The sequence below is a fragment of the Tardibacter chloracetimidivorans genome, from assembly GCF_001890385.1.
In the GTDB taxonomy this organism is placed as follows: Bacteria; Pseudomonadota; Alphaproteobacteria; order Sphingomonadales; family Sphingomonadaceae; genus Tardibacter; species Tardibacter chloracetimidivorans.
This window is the reverse complement of the sequence record NZ_CP018221.1, coordinates 3,332,250-3,350,681: the sequence shown is the minus strand read 5'-3', so window position 1 is coordinate 3,350,681 and position 18,432 is coordinate 3,332,250. Positions and strand designations below refer to the sequence as shown.

The following is an 18,432-nucleotide window of genomic DNA, read 5'->3' as shown; positions in this document are numbered from 1 at the left end:
AACACCTGCACGTTCGAAGGCCGTCGGCTGCGGACGAGCGCGAAAGGTCAGCGATAATATCCATCCTGCTCCAGATCGTCGATGAGGTCCGGCCCAATGGGCTCCCAGCCTAGTACCCGGGCGGTGTGACTGCCGGATGCGGGAAGATCTGCTGCCGCCGCGCCGAACCAGCCAAAGTGTTCGCGCTCACGCGCTTCCACCGGAAGGCCCAGCTTGCGGCCGATCACTTCTGCGATCGCTTTGAAAGGCACGCCCCCCTCTGCGACGGCGTGATAGACGGTTTCCGTCACGCCGCTTTCCAGGGCCAGGCGATAAATGCGGCCCGCGTCGGACATATGGACCGCCGGCCACCGATTGCCGCCCTCGCCGATATAGGCAGACACGCCCTTTTCGCGTGCCAGCCTGATGAGGATCGGCACAAATCCATGAGTTTCGCCGACACCGTGCACCGAAGGCGGCAGTCTTACGGTCGCCGCTCTTAACCCGAGATCGGCAAGGGCCATGACGGCCGATTCCGACTTTCGACCCACTAAGGCGCTTGAAGAGGGCAAATCGTTCTCGGTCGCGATCGCCCCTGACATGACCCGAGGTATACCGGAAGTAACGATTAGCGGTTTGCCGGAGCCTTGGAGAGCCTCGCCTAAAGCCTTGATCGCACCAGCGTCTTCGTCCGCGCTTTCCGCATAGCGCGAGAAATCGTGATTGAACGCTAAATGGAGGACTGCGTCGGCGGAGGCGGCAGCGCGATTCAGGCTGCTTAACGCATCGATCGTCGCTAGTACGACTTCAGCGCCCGTGGCCTTCAGCGCCCTAGCCTTATCTTCAGATCGACAAAGACCGATTACCTGATGGCCATGGTCTTGCAAATCGCGCACCACGACCGATCCGACCCAACCTGTCGCGCCTGTCACGAACACTCTCACAAATGAACTCCATGTTAGGAACGTTTATGATCGAGCCTTATTTCGATCCGTAAAGACAACGCGACTAATACTATCGCGCCGCGGTCAAAATTTGGGGGCCGATCATGATATCGTGCTGCCATAGGTCTGGCTCCCATGTCCACCGTCACAAGCGGTGCCATTAGCCAGGACAACGCAGGCCATGTTGTAAAAGTTGAAACTTTCCAATATTTGGACCGACGAACCCATCACAGTTTTGAACGGCTGCCGGCAATCGCGGCCTTCGAGATTGAGCGAGAATACAGGTTATACACCTGGGCAATCGATGGAATCAAACTTCGCAGACGCATCCCGATCTATCCAGGCAGGCACTCTCGCAACATGGACAGCATCTCGGCAAAGGAGCTTTGAAAAATGCCTGATGAATTGAACCCATATGATAAAAAGCAAGAAAAAGAGACGTTGCAAATGCCCGATTCTCACGAGACCATGCCGTTGCAAAACCTTGAGGAGATCTCATTGCGCGAGGAGGGCACCCTAATGCCCATCGACGACAGCAGTGAGCCGGTCAAAATGATTATGCTTATAAAAAGGAAATCTGGCCTGACGCCAGAGGAATTCAAGAAGCATTATGAAGCATATCATTCCAAGCTTGGCCAGAAGTTCTTTGGCCATCTGATGACGAGTTACAAGCGTAATTATGTCGCCCTGAGCCGGCAGGGCATCGGTTCCGCGACTCGCACTGTCGAATGGGGCTATGATTGTATAACCGAATTTATTTACCCGAACATGGCCGCAAGGATGGAAGTTGTTAGACTCGCCAAGGTTCCGGAAATTGCACGTGAGTTGAGAGAGGATGAAGCGAAGTTCGCTGATGGACCGGCAACCATCATGATGCGGTGCGAACCATTCGATACGGGTACTGGCGACGGGCATGGTTCCCTCCCGTTCCGTTGACACCGCCTCGTATATCCATGACCCAGCCGGCGACGAGCGCCGTCACCGGCATCCCAGCAGGCCGGTCAGCTTACAGCGGGCGGCGCGCTTTGGGACGGCCACTCTGTCATTTCGCTGCGATGAACCGGCGCTTCGGATTAGGTATCGATGTCCTCGGTTCGACCTCCGGCTTTCCTTTTATCGTCAACGATGTCCTAAGGCTTTTGCGGGGCCTCGGATTCCGCTCGTGGCTTCAGGTATCAATGCGACTGATGCGCCACATCGAAACTCCATATTTTATCCAGGATCGCCATGCTCCTAAAGCAAGCCAATAGCGGTGATTCTAGAGAGGAAAACGATGTTGAAATTTTATTTCTCGTGGACATCAAGCTCAACCAAGCTTGTCCTCTTTCTGGAGGAGTCCGGCATTCCTTACGAGCCGATCCCCATCGATCTGCAGCGCGGCGCCCAGCATAAGCCGGAATATCTTGCCATTAATCCGAACGGCAAGACGCCCGCTATCGACGACGACGGCGTGATCATGTTCGACAGTTCGGCAATCTTGATCCACCTGGCCGACAAGCACGATAAATTCCTTCCGCCGAAGGACGATCCCCAAAATCGAGCGTCGATGCTGTCCTGGGTGATTTTCGCCGGCAGCGGCATCGGCCCATTCTCCGGCCAGGCCGCTCACTTCAAGTACTTTGCGCCCGAGCCGGGCCAGGGATATGCCCATGAGCGTTACCAATATGAAGCGCGTCGCCACTATGGGGTCGTGAACAAGCACCTCGCGGATCGCGAATATATGGTCGCGGACACCTACAGCATCGCCGACATGGCGATCTGGAGCTATGGTCAAATGGCCCCGATGATTGCCGGTGAAGATGCCTGGACCGAATTCCCGCATCTCAAGCGCCTGGTCGACACGATTGATGCCCGGCCGGCTGCGGCGCGCGTCCTTGCCGTCAAGGAACGGTTCGCGAGCGCCTTCAGTGCGCCAGACGAAGAGAGCCGAAAATACCTGTACAAGCACATACGCGCTGGCGCGTGATTGGGTCTCAACCGGAAAAATAAGTACAATGGCTGCGGAAGGCTTCGCCTTTGGCGGCCCATGGGGCTGGTTGGTCAACAGGAGAGGGGTGAACATGGCCAACATATCGCTTGAAGGAAAAGTTGCAATTGTCACCGGGGCGGGGCGAGGCATTGGCCGAGGGCACGCTCTTCTTCTTGCCGAGCGGGGCGCAGCGGTTGTGGTGAATGATCTTGGTTGCGCACTGGATGGAGCGGGGCGGGACACCAGCGTTGCCGATGAGGTCGTGGACTCGATCCGCTCAAAAGGCGGTCGTGCTGCAGCCAACGGCGATGACGTCACGACCAAGGAAGGCGGTCTCGGAATCGTGCGCACCGCGATAGAACACTTTGGTCGGCTCGACATCGTCGTCAACAACGCCGGTATCGCTCACTCCAAGCCCTTCATCGAGACGCCGCTCGAGGATTTCGAACAGCAAATGCGCATTCACTTGGGCGGACACGTTAATGTCACCCAGGCAGCATGGCCGATCCTAACTGCCCAACATAGCGGCAGCGTCATCATGACGGCCTCCGGTGGGGGCATGTACGGTTTACCGGACGCAACCGCATATAGTGCCGCTAAGGCGGCCATCTACGGCTTCGCTCGCTCGCTCGCTACGGAGGGAAAGGAGTTTAACGTACGCGTGAATACTGTCTGCCCAGGCGGCTTTACCCGTATGTTTGGTGCTGATGTTGCCGGGCTCGTACCCGATCAAGAGACAATGGAAGCGATGAAGAAGGCCTTCCCGCCAGAAATGGTTGCACCCGCGATCGTATGGCTCGGGAGCGATGCCTGTGACGTCACCGGCCAGACGTTCGAGGTCTGGGGTGGTCTGGTCAACCGATATGTCGTCGGAGGCGGCCGAGGGTTCGTCGATCGCGCGCTGACGCCGGAGGCGATCGTCGCGCACATGAAGGAGATCACCGGGACCGACGAGCTCTACCAGCCGGTCGATGCGTTCGATGGTATGGCGCACTGGCAGGCGAACCTAGGCGTTGGCTAAGAGATATGCAGGCATTCTCCGTATGATTCTTCGCCTCGCGAAAACATCTACGAGAACGAGAGGATCGGCATGACGGATCGCGAGGCCATACAGCAGCTGATGTCTACATATGTCTTTTGCCTCGATGCCCGGGACTATTCCGGGATTAAGAGCTGCTTGCACGAGGATGCGATCTTCGAGCATTCCGGCAGTGATCGATCGTATGAAGGCGATGCCGCGATCGCAGACCTGCTTAAGGCTGTTCTCGATCCGCTGGACGCCACGCAGCACATGCTGGCCAATTTCATTATCGAGATCATTGACGACTGTGCGTCGCTCACATGCGATATAGTGGCACACCATGTGCGGTTGGATTCGGGAGTCCCCCGGCGGTATACGGCCGGCGGCAAATATGCCGTCAGACTGAAGCGAGGCGGTGGCGATTGGCGGATTGCACGCCTGACCGCGCGGCCCATTTGGAGTGATGGCGATGCGCGTGTCGTCTCGCCGGACTCCTAGAGTGCAACGTAACGCCGCGGTCGGGGATCATCCGCTCGATCGCTCGGTCGCCGGCCGTCTCGGTCGTAAGCAGCGCTGCCAGATGCTTGCCGGGGCATGCTCATGACACCGCAGGTCAACAACGGGCCGCTCGCCGGGCTGCGCGTAATCGAATTCGCCGGCCTGGGACCAGGGCCTTTTTGTGCGATGATGCTCGCCGACCACGGCGCCGAGGTTATTCGCGTCGACCGACCCGGCCCGTTTACCTCGGTCGGCCTGGTACCGGCGCCTGAACTGGACTTCGTCACGCGATCGCGCCGTTCCATCGCCATCGACCTCAAGCAACCCGAGGGTGTGCGACTCGCGAGGCAGTTGGCGAGCGGTGCCGATGCCATCATTGAGGGCTTCCGGCCGGGCACGATGGAGCGTCTCGGACTTGGGCCGGAAGATCTCTTCGCCGAAAATGCCAGGCTGGTCTACGGTCGCATGACGGGGTGGGGACAGCATGGCCCATATGCAGCCGTGGCTGGCCATGACATCAATTACATCGCCCTCTCCGGCGTGCTGAACGGGATCGGAAGGGCAGGCGAGAAGCCCGTCCTGCCCATGAATCTGGTCGGCGACTATGGCGGCGGCGCGATGATGCTCGGGTTTGGCATGCTGGCCGCAATCCTTCATGCGCGCACGACCGGCGACGGGCAGGTCGTCGATTGCTCGATGGTCAAAGGCAGCGCCCTTCTGATGACCGCCATCTATTCCAAGCGCGCCGCAGATCAGTGGTCGGATGAGCGTGGCGTCAATCTGTTCGACTCCGGCGCCCCCTTTTACGATGTCTACGAGACGTCAGACGGGCGCCATGTCGCTGTCGGGGCTCTCGAACCAGCTTTTTTCAGGGAATTGGTCCGCCTTCTTGCCCTGGATCGGCATCCGGCGTTCGCGCAGCAATATGACAGGGAGTCCTGGGATGCGCAACGCGAAGCCCTGACTGCGGTCTTCCGGTCGCGCACGCGGGCCGAGTGGGACGAACTTCTGATGCAGACTGACGCTTGCTACGCGCCAGTGCTTTCGATGGCTGAAGCGACCCATGACCCCCATAATCGCGCGATCGAGACTTTTGTCGACGTCGCCGGCCGCTCCCAGCCGGCGCCGGCTCCAACCTACTCACGCTCGGTTCTCGGCAGACCGTTCGACATGGAGTCCGGAACCTCTACCACGCACGCCGTGCTCAGCGATGTCGGCTTTGATCCGGTTGAGATTGCTGCGCTTGAGGCGCGTAGGATCGTCGTCTAGCCCACACAACATATGGACGAGGCTCGGCTTGGCGAGTGCGGTGAACGCGCGTCTGGCGTCCTCATTTCGTGAGCATCAATTCGACTGATAGGCGGCATTGAAACACGGTATTTGTTCCGTCCTCTGCCTCGTGCTTGCTTCGCGGCATGATTCTTCACCGACTTCTTCGCGATCTATCGTCCCTGACATCTGGCGCGCGCGATGATTGACGAGGCGGTGCGGCAGGAGATCGGGCGCCTGGAGGGGCTACGCTGCGAGGCGCTGATGGCAGGCGACGTTGGCACGCTCGGCGGCTTGATGGCCGACGACCTCGTGCACATTCATGGAACCGGGGATATCGAGGACAAGGCCACCTATCTGTTGGGTGTACAGGATAAATATTGCTTCCATCGGGTCGAGCGCGGCGCTCTCCAGATGCGCGCTTATGGCGACGTCGTCGTCGTGAACGGGCCGCTTCGTCAGACTATATCGCTACGCGGGACCAACCAGCGTCGTGAGGTGGACGCGGTCGTGATGCAGCTTTGGATTCGCGTCGAGGATGGCTGGAGGCAGAACACCTGCCACAACGCCTTCCTCGCGAAACCCTGATTGCGCTCGGAGGACACATGCCGCTGGTATCCTTTCAGCTCGACGGCCGGCCGCATCTCGGCAAGCTGTTCGGTGATCATGTGGTGGATTTGGCGGCGCTGGGTCCCCAGATGCCCAGCACGGTCATAGACTTTCTTGCGGCTGGATCCTCTGCGCTGACGGCGTTCCAGGCGCTGGAAGACGCCGGGCTGCCTCATGTCGCCCTACGGGATCTCCACTTGCTGCCGCCCGTCCCGAACCCGGAGAAATATCTCGGCATTGGCCTGAATTACCGCGACCATGCGTCCGAGGCCGCAAAAGCCGGGCTTCAGGCGCCATCGTCGCAGCTCTGGTTCAACAAGCAGGTCTCCTGCATCATCGGGCCATTTGATGGGGTCGTAAAACCCGCCGTCTCGCAGCAGCTGGATTACGAGGTCGAGTTGGCTGTCGTGATCGGGCGCCGCTGCCGCAATGTATCCAGCGCGGCGGCCCGCGACGTGATCGGCGGCTATATGGTGGCAAACGACGTGTCGGCCCGCGACTGGCAGTTCCGGAGCGCGACCATCACGCTCGGCAAGTCCTTCGACACGCACGGCCCGACGGGCCCATGGCTGACGCTCGCTCACGAGATCGATGATCCCCATACGCTCGACATCCGGATGTTCGTCAATGGCGAGCAGCGGCAAAGCAGTAATACACGTCACATGATCCATAACATCTTCGAACAGATCTCCTATCTTTCGACGGTCATGACCCTGAAGCCCGGCGATATCCTCGCGACCGGGACCCCGGCCGGGGTCGGAATGGCATCCGATCCGCCTCGTTTTCTGAGCATAGGCGACGTCATGCGGGCGGAAATCTCCGCTATAGGGTTCATCGAAAACATCGTGGTGGCAGATGAAAACGCCGAGCAATCCGCAGACTAGGTCGGATCGACGCCGGGCGTGGTTTCAAAGGAATTCAAGAAGACATGAAGAATAAGGTCATCATTTCTTGCGCCGTCACCGGTTCGGCACACACGCCGACCATGTCGGAAGCATTGCCCGTCACGCCACAGGAGATCGCGGACCAGTCGATCGCGGCGGCGGAGGCGGGTGCCGCCATTCTCCATCTGCATGCGCGCAACCCGGAGACCGGAGAGCCTACCGGTGATCCAGGCGTAAATGCGCGGTTCCTCCAGCAAATTCACGGCGCGACCGACGCCGTCATCAACATCACCACCGGTGGAAGCACCCAGATGACCGTCGAGCAGCGACTGATGGCGGCCGAACGGTTCCGGCCCGAAATGTGCTCGCTGAACATGGGAAGCATCAACTTCGCGTTCTTCAATGCAGGCAAGCGTATCTCGCAATGGAAGCACGAATGGGAGGAACCCTATGTCCGAAATTCGGATTCATACATCTTCCGCAACACCTTTCGCGATATCGCTTATATCCTCGAGAAAATGAGCGAACACGGGACAAAATTCGAGCATGAATGCTACGATGTCGGTCACCTCTACAATCTTGCTCACTTCGTCGAGCGAGGTCTGGTAAAGCCCCCATTCTTCATTCAGCATATCTTCGGGATTCTCGGCGGGATCGGCGCTGATCTCGAAAACTTGATGTTCATGAAGCAGACGGCCGATCGGCTGTTCGGCGCGGAAACCTATTCCTGGTCGGTCCTTGCTGCCGGGCGCCATCAAATGCCCTTCATCACGCAGGCCGCATTGCTTGGTGGCAATGTTAGGGTCGGCTTGGAGGACAGCCTGTTCATCGAGCCGAGCAAACTTGCGCGCTCCAACGCCGAGCAAGTCGCAAAGGCGGTACGCATCCTTGCCGAGATGGGCCTCGAGCCAGCGACGCCGGCCGAGGCCAGGGAAATGCTAGGCCTAAAGGGAAGGGCCGGAATCTCGGTCTGATCGGGGAGCGCTCGCCTCGGCTGACCGACGTTTCGCGACCACGTCGCCTCAGAGGCCTTGAGGCTCGAGGATGCCTATGGTGCGACCTTGGCCAGCAGTGGCGTGGAGGTCCATCGCGGCCGAGCGGTCATCGCTGGACCACATCTGGTTCTCGTCGGAGAGCGCGAACTAACCGCCCGAGTCATCCTCGTTGCGACAGGCGCGACGCCCACATGAAGAATGTCCTCGCCGGTCGCGAAGAGCGCGCTTTGTACAAAATGGTCATTCATCCCTAAAATGACGTGGTTCTTGGCGTGCATATGATCGGTCCCGACGCTCCCGAGATGCTCCAGCTGGCGGCGATTGCCGTCAAAGCGGGTCTCACCGAGCAGGATTTCGACGACACCATCGCCCTTCATCCGACGATGGCAGAAGAGATGGCGCTTATGCGTTAGGGCCGCCGCAGGCTTTGCGACTCGCCGAAGAATAAATCCGCCTGATGCACCGCATAGAACATAAAGATTTGTCTGATCGAGGCTCAAGGTGAAAACAGGCATCGTAGCTTGATTGGTCAGCAATGCTCGTTTTCGCGAGCCCGGCGTGACCGAAGCGCAAATGGAAGAGGACCATAGCAGCCTGGATCGTGCGGGAAGTGCAACCACCGCGCCGCAGCTGCGAGGCGGCCATCGCGACCGCGCCGCGGATTTATGGTCGCTCTTGAGATTTATCGAAGGCAGGCCGCTGCCGCCTGGTTGACAGCGACCGGCTCGGAACAGTCATCGCGCCATAAGCGCGGGAAAATTGGGAGGGAATACGATGAAAATGATGTTCGCCTGTACGACTGCAGCTTTGGCCCTCTCAGTGCCCAGCCTCGCAGAGGCTCAAACAACGCCAGCCTCCTCAACGGAAACTGGGCCGACGTCGTCGCCTGCCAACTCGGCGTCGACCACCGACGTCGGACTCCAGGAAATCATCGTCACCGCGCAGAAGCGCTCCGAAAATCTGCAGACGGTGCCGATTGCGATCACCGCGGTGTCGGGCGAGAGCCTCGCATCGCGCGGCGTTTCGAACACGATGCAGTTAGGTGCTGCCTCGCCCGGTCTCAACATCAACGAGACGGCTGGTGCTTTTCAACCATCCATCAGAGGCATCGGCACGTCGAGCTCGCTTGCGGAGAATCCTGTCGCCCTCTATGTCGATGGCGTCTACATCCCGCAGCAGAGGGATGGCCTGCGCGAGTTCGAGGACATCGAGCAGATTTCGGTGCTTTATGGTCCGCAAGGCACATTGTTCGGCCGCAACGCCACTGCGGGCGTGATTCAGATTACAACCAAAGCGCCAAGTTTCGACTTTAGCGGCAGGGTCCATGCTGGCATCGACAGTTATCTGACGGCAAAGCTCGGTGGTTACGTGACCGGCGGATTGAGCAACAATGTCGCCGCGAGTCTTTCGGGTAGTTTCACCAAGCAAGGCAAGGGTTGGGGAAAAAACTTGGTCACAGGCCTCGATACCTACCGTATCGAGCATGACTGGCAGGTGCGCGGAAAGCTTCTCTTTCGCCTCGGTGAAAATACGAACGTGACCCTCGCCGGCGATTACATCGACTGGCGTCGCCGCATGGCCGAACTCAGTCCGACGCCGGGCACTGGACTGGGCGTGCCAAATCCCTACACTGCGAATCCGCTGAAATCGGTTTACGATTCCTACTCGGCGGTCGAGAACTTTGTTGCTCTGAAGGGCGGTGGGGCCAGCCTGACGATCGATCACGACGGCGGCGGGGTGAAACTCGTGTCGATCACCGCTTATCGCCGCGTAAAGAGCACCTACCAATCAGATGGGCTACCGATCGGGCAATTTGTTCTTGTGCCAAATTCGCCGAACTCACCAAGCCGAAGCATCAGTCAGGAATTTCAGGTCCTGTCCGATAATTCGGGACCGCTGAGTTGGGTTTTCGGTCTTTATTATTTCAACTACCGCAACGGTGTAGAGCCACTCAATCGCAATTTCGGCGGCTTTTTTGCCCCGTTGCCGACCAGCGTCGTTCAGCGGCAGACGTTTGCGACTGAGAAAACCGAATCTGTTGCGCCATTTGGTGAGTTCAAATGGGAATTCATGCCCGATACCCATCTCATCGGGGGCGTCCGTTATACATATGAGCGTCGGTCGCTCGAAAATGCCAGGAACGTCTTTGTCACGGCCGCAGGCACGTCGACGACGACGTTTCATCAGGGCTCCGTATCCTATAGTGAACCGACCTTCCGGATCGGTCTGGATCATCAAATCGCCGATGAAATTATGGGCTATGTGACATTCAATAAAGGCTTCAAGAGCGGCGGATTCAACATCGGCTCTCCGCAAACTGCCCCTTATCTGCCCGAGAAGCTCAACGCTTACGAGGTCGGATTGAAGTCGCAATTGTTCGATCGCAACGTACGCCTCAACCTTTCGGCCTTCTATTATAATTATTCGAACCTTCAGGTGACACAGTTTGTCAATTTGATCCAGACGGTCACCAATGGACCAAAGGCAAGGATATATGGCCTCAATGCCGACCTCGAAGCACGGATTTCCAGTTCGCTGAGATTGAGCGGTGGTTTCGAGCTGAAGCATGCGACGTTCACAAGCTATCCCAATGCGGTCTTCGGTCAGGTCGGGCCCGGGGGAGTTGGTGCGACCTTGGTCCCGGGTGACGCTACCGGCAATCGGCTGCCGCAGGCGCAGAACTTCAGCGGCACCCTGGCTGTCGACTATCATCATGAGATGTCGGCCGGTTCGATCGATTTCAACGCCACCGCAAGCTACAACGGCGACTTCTATTTCACGGCCGACAACCGGATCCGTCAAGCACCCTATACGATCCTGAATTCCTCGGTTACGTGGACCTTGCCCGGCGACCGCGTGACCCTGAAAATCTGGGGCACAAACCTGGCAAACGAACGTTACGCCACCACCGCGCTGGAAACGACTTTGGGCTTCGTGAGCGGCTACAATTCGGCACCTCGGACAGTGGGCGGCACCGTCAGCTATAAATTCTGAATCAAGCGCTCGCCACTAAAGCACTGGCATGCGTCAAGGAGGATACTAATGTTCGAAGCAATGGAAGCGATTGAGTTGGAGCACGGAGGCACATTGTTGCGAGGATATGTGGCCAAACCCGAAGGAGAGGGTCCGTTCCCGACCGTTCTGGTAATGCACAGCGCGCTGGGCATGAACCATAAAGTTATCGAACCGACGGCGAAAAAACTAGCCCAGCTCGGCTATATGGCCATATGTACCGATATGTTCGGTGCTCATCTCGAAGGTGCGTCCCAGGCCGAGTGCGGCGCGGCCCTTGGCGAGTTGATGATTGAAAATCCCGCAAAGCAGCGCGCGCGGACGGTTGCGTGGTTCGATCAAGTTGCGGCACGGTCCGACGTCGATGCCGGCCGCATTGCCGCGATTGGATTTTGTTACGGAGGAACCACCGTCCTCGAGCTTGCGCGTAGCGGCGCAGATCTGAGAGCCTTCATCAGCTATCATGGCGGTCTCGCCACCCATGTAAAAGCCAGCCCAGGTGCTTTCAAGGGGCACGTCGTCGCCTATTGCGGGGGAAGCGATCCGTTCGTGCCGCAGGAGCATGTCGAAGCTCTCCATCAGGAAATGATCGATGCTGGGCACAGAGACTATCAGATCACCGTCTACGGCGCCGCCGACCACGGCTTTACCGACCCCGATTCAGCGGCGCTAAATATGGAAGGCGTCGCCTTTCATAAATTGTCAAACGACCTTTCGTGGGGGGGGACGCTGATCTTGCTGGAACATGTGTTCGAACGCTGAGAGTATGCGGAACGCTCACGATGATCGTTCTGCTCCACTGAGGGAGGAGCACAGCATCTCAAACGCGAACCCTCCCGGCAGCGCGCCGGCGCCTTGCGCACTTGGTGCTATGGTGAACGGGTCGCCAATGGCACTACGTGGAAGTTACGTTCGCCTGATATTGCAGGAGTGGCGGCAAGGCTGGCGGCCGGGACTTGCGGCGGTGATCGGCTACTCGCTCGGCTATGGGTTCTGGGTAACCATTTCGAGCATCTTCGTCGAACCGCTACAGAACGAATTCGGATGGTCCCGCGGCGAAATCGCCCTGGCCAATTCTGCGGGTCTGGTTACCGCCTTCGCCGCGCCGCTTGTCGGCCGGCTGGTGGATAGGGTGGGCGTGAAGCCGGTCTTGATCGTTGGTCTGATCCTGATCTCCCTGAGTCATGTGGCGTTGTCGCAGCTAAACGGTTCGCTTTTCTACTATTATACAGCTTACTTCCTGCTGATCGCCTTCAGCACGACGACGTCGAGCATGACCTTCAGTCGAATCATCGTAGGGGCATTCTCAAGGACGCGCGGTACGGCCCTCGCCCTCCTGCGCATAGGGAGCGCGCTGTCTTATTCCGCAATGCCGCCGCTGCTCTATCTCGTGATCGGCCTGTTCGGCTCGACGGGCGGGTTTCTGATGCTTGCCGCCTTAAACGTCTTTGTGTCCCTGCCGGTTATCTGGTGGCTCGTTCCGGGAAAAACTCTCCCGCCCAAAGGGGATGCGGGCACGATCGTGCAGGAAGTGCCAAAACCTTGGCGGCTTCTCGTCTTGGAGCCAAAGATCATCGTCCTTTGCCTGGCGGCGGTGCTCCATATCGTGCCGATCGTTGCGATCGTAAGCCAGCTCCAGCCGCTCGGTGTGTCGATCGGGCTGAGTCCGGCGGCGGCGGTGGGCGCGGTTTCCACGCTTGGCTTCGCCAACGTGATCGGGGCCCTTATCGCCGGTGCGTTTGTCGACCGATTCTGGGCGCCCGCCGTCGCATTCACAATGTGTGTCGGACCGATGATAGGTTGCCTCGTGCTCGTGCTGCTCGGCAACGACGTCTCGGTCGCCCTGTTCTACGTGTCGGTGGTCCTGCTTGGCATCGGCCTGGGGGCCGAGGGCGATATCATCGCGTTCATGGTCGCACGCTATTTCGGGCTTCGCAACTATGCCACGATCGCCGGATTGGTGACGCTCTGGACCGTCATCGGCATTGCGATCGGGTCTTCTCTCATCGGCCAAGTGTACGATGCGTTCGGAAATTACCGAATCGCCCTGATCGCGGCGGCGGCAAGCTTTACGTGCGCCGGATTCGCATATCTGATGATGGGCAAATATCCGGAAGAGGCAATCTCTGATTGATTCGCTGAATGCGCTGACGATGTCAGGCCGATACCCCCGCGGACGATCGGCGCGAGGTCACTCCGATCAGTCCCCGTCAGGGTGGTATTCCAACTTTGTCTGCCAGATCGGTCCGCTGGATCGCAACTGTGACGTGGCAGTCGTGCATAGATTCAACTGATACTGAGCATCGATAGTCGGTATTTGAATCGATGAGGCCGCTGTGGTTGCGTGAGCTACCGGATGGCACCCGTAAAGGCCGAGATTCAGAAAGATATTCGGCACGCAGTGGCGCCGAAGCTGTCGCCGATCAAGGCTGCAGCTGCTTCATTTTCAGATTGGGAGAGGTCCAAGATGTCGCAACGATCCAAGCTTAACCAGCCACGCATTGACATCCATTCTCATGTGATGCCCGCGGCGGTCATGGGGAAGGCTGGGAGCCACGGCCCGGAACTTCTCTTCGAGGACGATGGCACGATGGTCATCCGTGTCGGCAAATATCGCCTGCGGGCCGATATCGTTGGCAAAGAGGCGGAGGCCGCGGCATTGGGGCCAAAGGCTTGGCGCGAGCAGCAGTTGGCGGCCTTTGGCGATCCCACGCGACGAGTGGCGGAACTCGATGCGCTGGACATCGACGTGATGGGCGTGACCAGCCCCCCACTCTTCTACATGTACACTGTCGAGCGCGATACCGCCGTCGCGTTCGCGCGCGCTGCCAATGACGCGCTCGCCGATTATTGTGCCATCGCGCCGAAGCGGCTGTTTTATATGGCGTCGGTCCCACTCCAGGACATCGGCGCGTCGATCGAAGAAGTCCGGCACAGTGTGGGGAGAGGCGCCCGCGGCGTGAACATGGGCGGCCGCGACCTAGCGGGCAAGCAGATCTATAGCGAAGAAATGTGGCCGCTTTTCGAGGAGATCGAAAAGAACGACCTCCCGCTCTTTATCCACCCTTATCCCAGTGAAATCGAGGATGGAAAGGTTCCAGACTTCTACACACCACTCATTCTCGATTATCCCTTTGAATGCACGCGCGCTGTGAACAACATGATCCTTGGGGGCGTGTTTGACGCGTTCCCCGACCTCAAGGTGTATGTCAGCCATGGCGGCGGCTTCATCCCCTATCAGTTCGGCCGTATCGAGACGTTCGCGACGCTCAACAAGCATGTCCGGTGCAAAAAGCCGCCGCGCGAATATCTCAAGAACTTCTATTTCGACACGCTGATCCACGATCTGGCCGCGCGCAAATATCTCGTGGAGTGGATGGGCGCGGACAACCTCGTCGTGGGTGACAATCATGGCGGCATGGATTCGGTCGATGGTTTCGCTTATGTTGACGAGCTCGGTCTCGATGAGGCGGAGGCCGGCAAGATCAAGGGTCATAATGCCCGAAAGCTCTTCAAGCTCGACGATCACCTTGCCTGATCGCGAACGCAGCCTGTTTGGAGAGAAGCGGTGACCGCGATCGTCAACCAGCTCGCTTTCGTCGATATCGACGTGGTCGACCTCGACGCCTGGGCAGGATTCGCGCGCGACATTCTCGGCTTCGGGACCGTCCGGGAGGGGGGCGTTCTGGATCTTCGAATGGATGAGCGCCCGTTTCGCTATCGGTTGCGCGAAAGCACTCACGACGGGCTTCCCACCCTTGGATGGCAGGCGCCGGATGAGGCTGCGATCGAGCTTCTTGGGCAGCGGCTGACGGGCCGGGGCCTGAGCTTTTCGCCTCTCGACGTAACGCGCCTGCGCGATCGGGGGGCCGACGCTGGCTTGGGTTTTGAGTGCCGCAATGGCATCCGGCACGAAGTCGTATCCGGGCTGAAACCCGGTCCGGCCTTCGAGCCGGCGCCGGCTGTTTCCGGCTTCGTGACGGGGTCTGGTGGTCTTGGCCATGTCGTGTGGTCAATTCCCGATGTCGCGGCAATGGACGAGCTGCTCCTCGATGTCTTCGGGATGGATCTGCGTGAAGATATCGCTACCCCGGCCGGCCCAGGTCATTTCTATGGCTGCAATCCGCGCCACCATAGCCTTGCAGTCTTCTGTGCCCCCTCGCTGCGCCTTGAGCATCTCATGGTGGAAATGGGAGAGATCGACGATGTGGGATGCGCCATGGACCGCGCCGAGGACGAAGGGGACATTCTCATGCAGCCACTCGGGCGGCATCGCACCGATCAGATGATATCCTTCTATGTGCGATCGCCGAGCGGCTTCGGGATGGAAGTCGGTTGCAACGGCTTGCTGTGCGGTGATGATTGGGAAGAGGTCCGGGACAGCAGCAGAAAGCGCCCATGGGGGCATGGGGCCGCGATGCGCGGGCATCACAAGGCGCGGCCAAACGCATCATCGGCGACCAGGAAGAAAGATGCGTAACCAACCCTTTGGAGATACTCCCCTGCAGCCGCCCACTTAGCTGTAGTAGCGGATGAAATATCTTCTGCTTAAGCCCGAGTACCAAGGAAGACGTCATGAGCCAGGACACACTGGGGAATATCCGCCGCGCGATGGACGAGCAACTTGCTCGCAGGCGCTATCCTGAAGGCTTTCCGGCGCTGCCGGGCGTTCCGACCGCCCGCTTTTACGACCCAGGTTTTGCTGCTGCGGAAATGGAGCATCTCTGGAAAAAGACGTGGCTCATGGTCGGCGTCGAAAGCGAGCTGGCGCGGGACGGATCCTATTTTCTGTTCGAGCAGCTCGGCCTGTCGGTGATCGTAAGGCGGGACAAGGATGGCGGCATCGGTGCCTTCTATAACACGTGTCGGCATCGCGCATCCGCTCTGCTGCGGGAGCCAACAGGCCGGGTCGCCCGCTTCATCTGCCCGTATCACTCCTGGGGCTATTCGCTTAGCGGCGATCTCGTCTCGGTTCCGGAAGCGCATGATTTCGCGTGTCTCAACAAAGCTGACTTTGGCTTATCGCCCGTCCGTTGCGATGTTTGGCGTGGGCTCATCTTCATCAACCTCTCCCCGGAGGGCGAATCCCTGGCCGATTTCATGGCACCGGTGGTAGGCCCGATGACCGGCTTTCCCTTCGAGAATCTGGTCGTCAAGGACCACTATTTCATCGAAATGGATTGTAACTGGAAGCTTGCTTATCACAACTTCATCGAAGGTTATCATACCACAACCGTGCATCCGCAGTCATTGGCGCCTCATCTTCAACCGCAGACCTTGACGGTTGCGCTGCTCGACCATGGACATGCGCGCATAACGGTCGCGCGTCGCGACAATAGCTCCATTTACAGCTCGGCGGCGGCTATCGCAGACGAAATCAGTCCGGTGTTCAAGGAACTGAGCAATGTTCTGTCGACCTTCCCCAATTGCTACGCGGCGCTTGATCCTGGGGGGTTTGCGTTTCAGAATTTCTGGCCTGCTGGAGACAAGAAGTCAGTCCTTGAGATCAGGTTGGTTGGCTGGGAGTCGAGCCCCTCCGATGAAGCCTATTGGAACGTGATGCGAACCAGCTTTCAGGCGATATTGGCTGAAGATCTCCGGCTCTTTCCGGGCATGCAGCATGGCGTCGAGAAGGGTGCCCTTTCGCATGTTTTGATGGGATTCAAGGAGCGCGCGCTCTATTGGATGGAGGAAGAAATCGACCGCAGGATCGGCGTGAAAAATGTTCCCGAGCCATTGCGGGTCGCTCAGGTACTCAGCGGTCAGGTCGACCGCTGAACGCCGTTTCCCAGTCAGAACCCTTGCACCTTCGGCCCCTGACCTCGCTGTTGATCTCCCAAAGAGTCGGGAACGCTGGCTAGGCATATCGACGGCCTTGGAGGCCAAGGATGCTCCAACCAACGCGGGACACAACGTGGGGCAACGCGAAGATTATCCGATTATCTTCGCCTCCCAGATGCCGGCTCAGCTTGATACACGCAGCTAACAGACGAGCCGGATCGGATTTTCCAACAGGTCGCGCAAAGCGGCCATGAAACGCGCGGCCGTCGCACCATCGATCGCACGATGATCGAAACTTGCAGTCGCGGTAATCATCGTTGCAAGCGCGATCACGCCGTCGACTTTCCATGGCTTTTCGATCCCCGATCCGATTCCCAGGATCAGCGCCTGCGGGGGATTGATGACTGGGAACATCTCGTCGAGCCCATACATGCCGAGGTTCGAGATGGATGCGGTGCCACCCTGATAATCCTCCGGCATCAGCTTGCCGTCGCGCGCCCGCGCGGCGAGTTGCTTGCTCTGCATCGCGATCGCCGAGAGCGACAGGCTCGCCGCGTCGCGGATCACCGGCGTGATCAGGCCGCCATCGATCGCCACCGCCATCGATATGTCGACCCGGCCGAAACGGTGCATCTCATCGCCGGCGAACTGAACGTTGACGTCGGGCTGCCGCGCCATCGCCAGCGCCATTGCCTTGATCACCAGATCATTGACCGACAGCTTGATGCCGCGCGCCGACAGGCTCTCGTTCAGCGTGGTGCGCAGCTTAAGCAGCGCATCGATATTGCAATGCGCGGTGAGGTAGAAATGCGGCACCGTCTGCTTGGATTCGGTCAGGCGGCGGGCGATCGTCTTGCGCATACCCGACAGTTTGATCGTCTCGACCGGCACACCCGCCGGCGGCGCATGGACGGGCGCGGTGGCGACCGCAGCGCCCGCTACGGGGGCGGCGATCGCCGTCGGGGCCAGCGGCCTCAGACCCAGGTCGGCCTTGACGATCCGCCCCCGCGCACCGGTGCCGGTGACGTCGAGCAGCGACAGCCCCTTCACCGTCGCGATACGGCGCGCCAGCGGGGTCGCACTGACACCCGCATCGTCGACCAGCGGAACGGGAGGCTTGGTGGCGGGTGGCGGCGCGATGTCGGCCTTGGGCGCAGGCGACGACGATGCCTCGGCGGCCGCCGGAGCGGCATCCGCCATCTCCAGTCGGGTCGCCGCCACGACTTCCCCCAACTCCGCCATCAGCGCGATCACGGTCCCGACCGGAACATCCTCCGTCCCGGCTGCGATAACGAGCGATGCGATGCGGCCCTCGTCGATGGCTTCATACTCCATCGTGGCCTTGTCGGTCTCGATCTCGGCGAGCAGGTCGCCAATTTTTACCAGATCGCCCTCGTTCACCAGCCATTTGGCAAGTGTGCCCTTCTCCATCGTTGGCGACAGAGCGGGCATCTTCAGTTCGATCGACATT

Annotated in this window: 16 protein-coding genes and 1 pseudogene; 15 read left to right on the top strand and 2 right to left on the bottom strand. The window is 59.2% G+C overall.

What is annotated here, in order from left to right; all coding sequences use genetic code 11:
* Positions 1–47: 47 nt before the first annotated feature.
* Complete coding sequence (locus BSL82_RS17425; protein ID WP_226998714.1) at positions 48–911, bottom strand: SDR family oxidoreductase; 864 nt, start codon at positions 909–911, stop codon at positions 48–50.
* A gap of 405 nt (positions 912–1,316) precedes the next feature.
* Here BSL82_RS17425 and BSL82_RS17420 point away from each other — a divergent pair, with 405 nt between their 5' ends.
* From BSL82_RS17420 to BSL82_RS17345, 15 genes and pseudogenes are all read left to right on the top strand, one after another.
* Entirely contained in the window at positions 1,317–1,859 is a 543-nt protein-coding gene (locus BSL82_RS17420; protein WP_072598493.1) for an EthD domain-containing protein, read from the top strand.
* Positions 1,860–2,196: 337 nt separating this feature from the next.
* Positions 2,197–2,889, top strand: coding sequence for a glutathione S-transferase family protein (locus BSL82_RS17415; protein WP_072598492.1), 693 nt, complete (start codon positions 2,197–2,199; stop codon positions 2,887–2,889).
* A gap of 28 nt (positions 2,890–2,917) precedes the next feature.
* A complete protein-coding gene (locus tag BSL82_RS17410) occupies positions 2,918–3,913 on the top strand; it encodes an SDR family NAD(P)-dependent oxidoreductase (RefSeq protein WP_072598491.1) in 996 nt (331 codons plus the stop codon).
* A gap of 69 nt (positions 3,914–3,982) precedes the next feature.
* On the top strand, positions 3,983–4,411 hold the full coding sequence (locus tag BSL82_RS17405; RefSeq protein ID WP_072598490.1) for a nuclear transport factor 2 family protein: 429 nt from the start codon (positions 3,983–3,985) through the stop codon (positions 4,409–4,411).
* 102 nt (positions 4,412–4,513) lie between these two features.
* Positions 4,514–5,680, top strand: a complete 1,167-nt coding sequence (locus BSL82_RS17400; protein WP_072598489.1) for a CaiB/BaiF CoA transferase family protein — start codon at positions 4,514–4,516, stop codon at positions 5,678–5,680.
* 201 nt (positions 5,681–5,881) lie between these two features.
* Positions 5,882–6,268 (top strand): nuclear transport factor 2 family protein, encoded by a 387-nt coding sequence (locus tag BSL82_RS17395; protein ID WP_072598488.1) that lies wholly within the window; start codon positions 5,882–5,884, stop codon positions 6,266–6,268.
* 83 nt (positions 6,269–6,351) lie between these two features.
* Positions 6,352–7,173 carry a fumarylacetoacetate hydrolase family protein gene (locus BSL82_RS17390; protein ID WP_335743899.1) on the top strand — a complete coding sequence of 274 codons (822 nt, stop codon included), beginning with the start codon at positions 6,352–6,354 and terminating at the stop codon, positions 7,171–7,173.
* Between the two features lie 44 nt (positions 7,174–7,217).
* Positions 7,218–8,147, top strand: a complete 930-nt coding sequence (gene kce / locus BSL82_RS17385) for a 3,5-dioxohexanoate:acetyl-CoA acetone transferase (RefSeq protein ID WP_072598486.1) — start codon at positions 7,218–7,220, stop codon at positions 8,145–8,147.
* 212 nt (positions 8,148–8,359) lie between these two features.
* Positions 8,360–8,581: pseudogene (locus tag BSL82_RS17380) on the top strand (oxidoreductase dimerization domain-containing protein); the annotation flags it as partial.
* Positions 8,582–8,942: 361 nt separating this feature from the next.
* Positions 8,943–11,162, top strand: a complete 2,220-nt coding sequence (locus tag BSL82_RS17370; RefSeq protein ID WP_072598484.1) for a TonB-dependent receptor — start codon at positions 8,943–8,945, stop codon at positions 11,160–11,162.
* 48 nt (positions 11,163–11,210) lie between these two features.
* Positions 11,211–11,942, top strand: coding sequence for a dienelactone hydrolase family protein (locus BSL82_RS17365; RefSeq protein ID WP_072598483.1), 732 nt, complete (start codon positions 11,211–11,213; stop codon positions 11,940–11,942).
* A complete protein-coding gene (locus BSL82_RS17360) occupies positions 11,926–13,314 on the top strand; it encodes an MFS transporter (RefSeq protein ID WP_335743898.1) in 1,389 nt (462 codons plus the stop codon). Before BSL82_RS17365 ends, BSL82_RS17360 begins: the two co-directional genes overlap by 17 nt.
* A 222-nt stretch (positions 13,315–13,536) precedes the next feature.
* Positions 13,537–14,718 (top strand): amidohydrolase family protein, encoded by a 1,182-nt coding sequence (locus BSL82_RS17355; RefSeq protein ID WP_072598481.1) that lies wholly within the window; start codon positions 13,537–13,539, stop codon positions 14,716–14,718.
* A gap of 30 nt (positions 14,719–14,748) precedes the next feature.
* Positions 14,749–15,660 carry a VOC family protein gene (locus BSL82_RS17350; RefSeq protein ID WP_072598480.1) on the top strand — a complete coding sequence of 304 codons (912 nt, stop codon included), beginning with the start codon at positions 14,749–14,751 and terminating at the stop codon, positions 15,658–15,660.
* A 233-nt stretch (positions 15,661–15,893) separates the two neighbouring features.
* Positions 15,894–16,958 carry an aromatic ring-hydroxylating oxygenase subunit alpha gene (locus BSL82_RS17345; RefSeq protein WP_226998512.1) on the top strand — a complete coding sequence of 355 codons (1,065 nt, stop codon included), beginning with the start codon at positions 15,894–15,896 and terminating at the stop codon, positions 16,956–16,958.
* Between the two features lie 204 nt (positions 16,959–17,162).
* Here the strand turns inward: BSL82_RS17345 and BSL82_RS17340 are convergent, their stop codons facing one another.
* Complete coding sequence (locus tag BSL82_RS17340) at positions 17,163–18,431, bottom strand: dihydrolipoamide acetyltransferase family protein (RefSeq protein WP_072598478.1); 1,269 nt, start codon at positions 18,429–18,431, stop codon at positions 17,163–17,165.
* Position 18,432 lies beyond the last annotated feature (1 nt).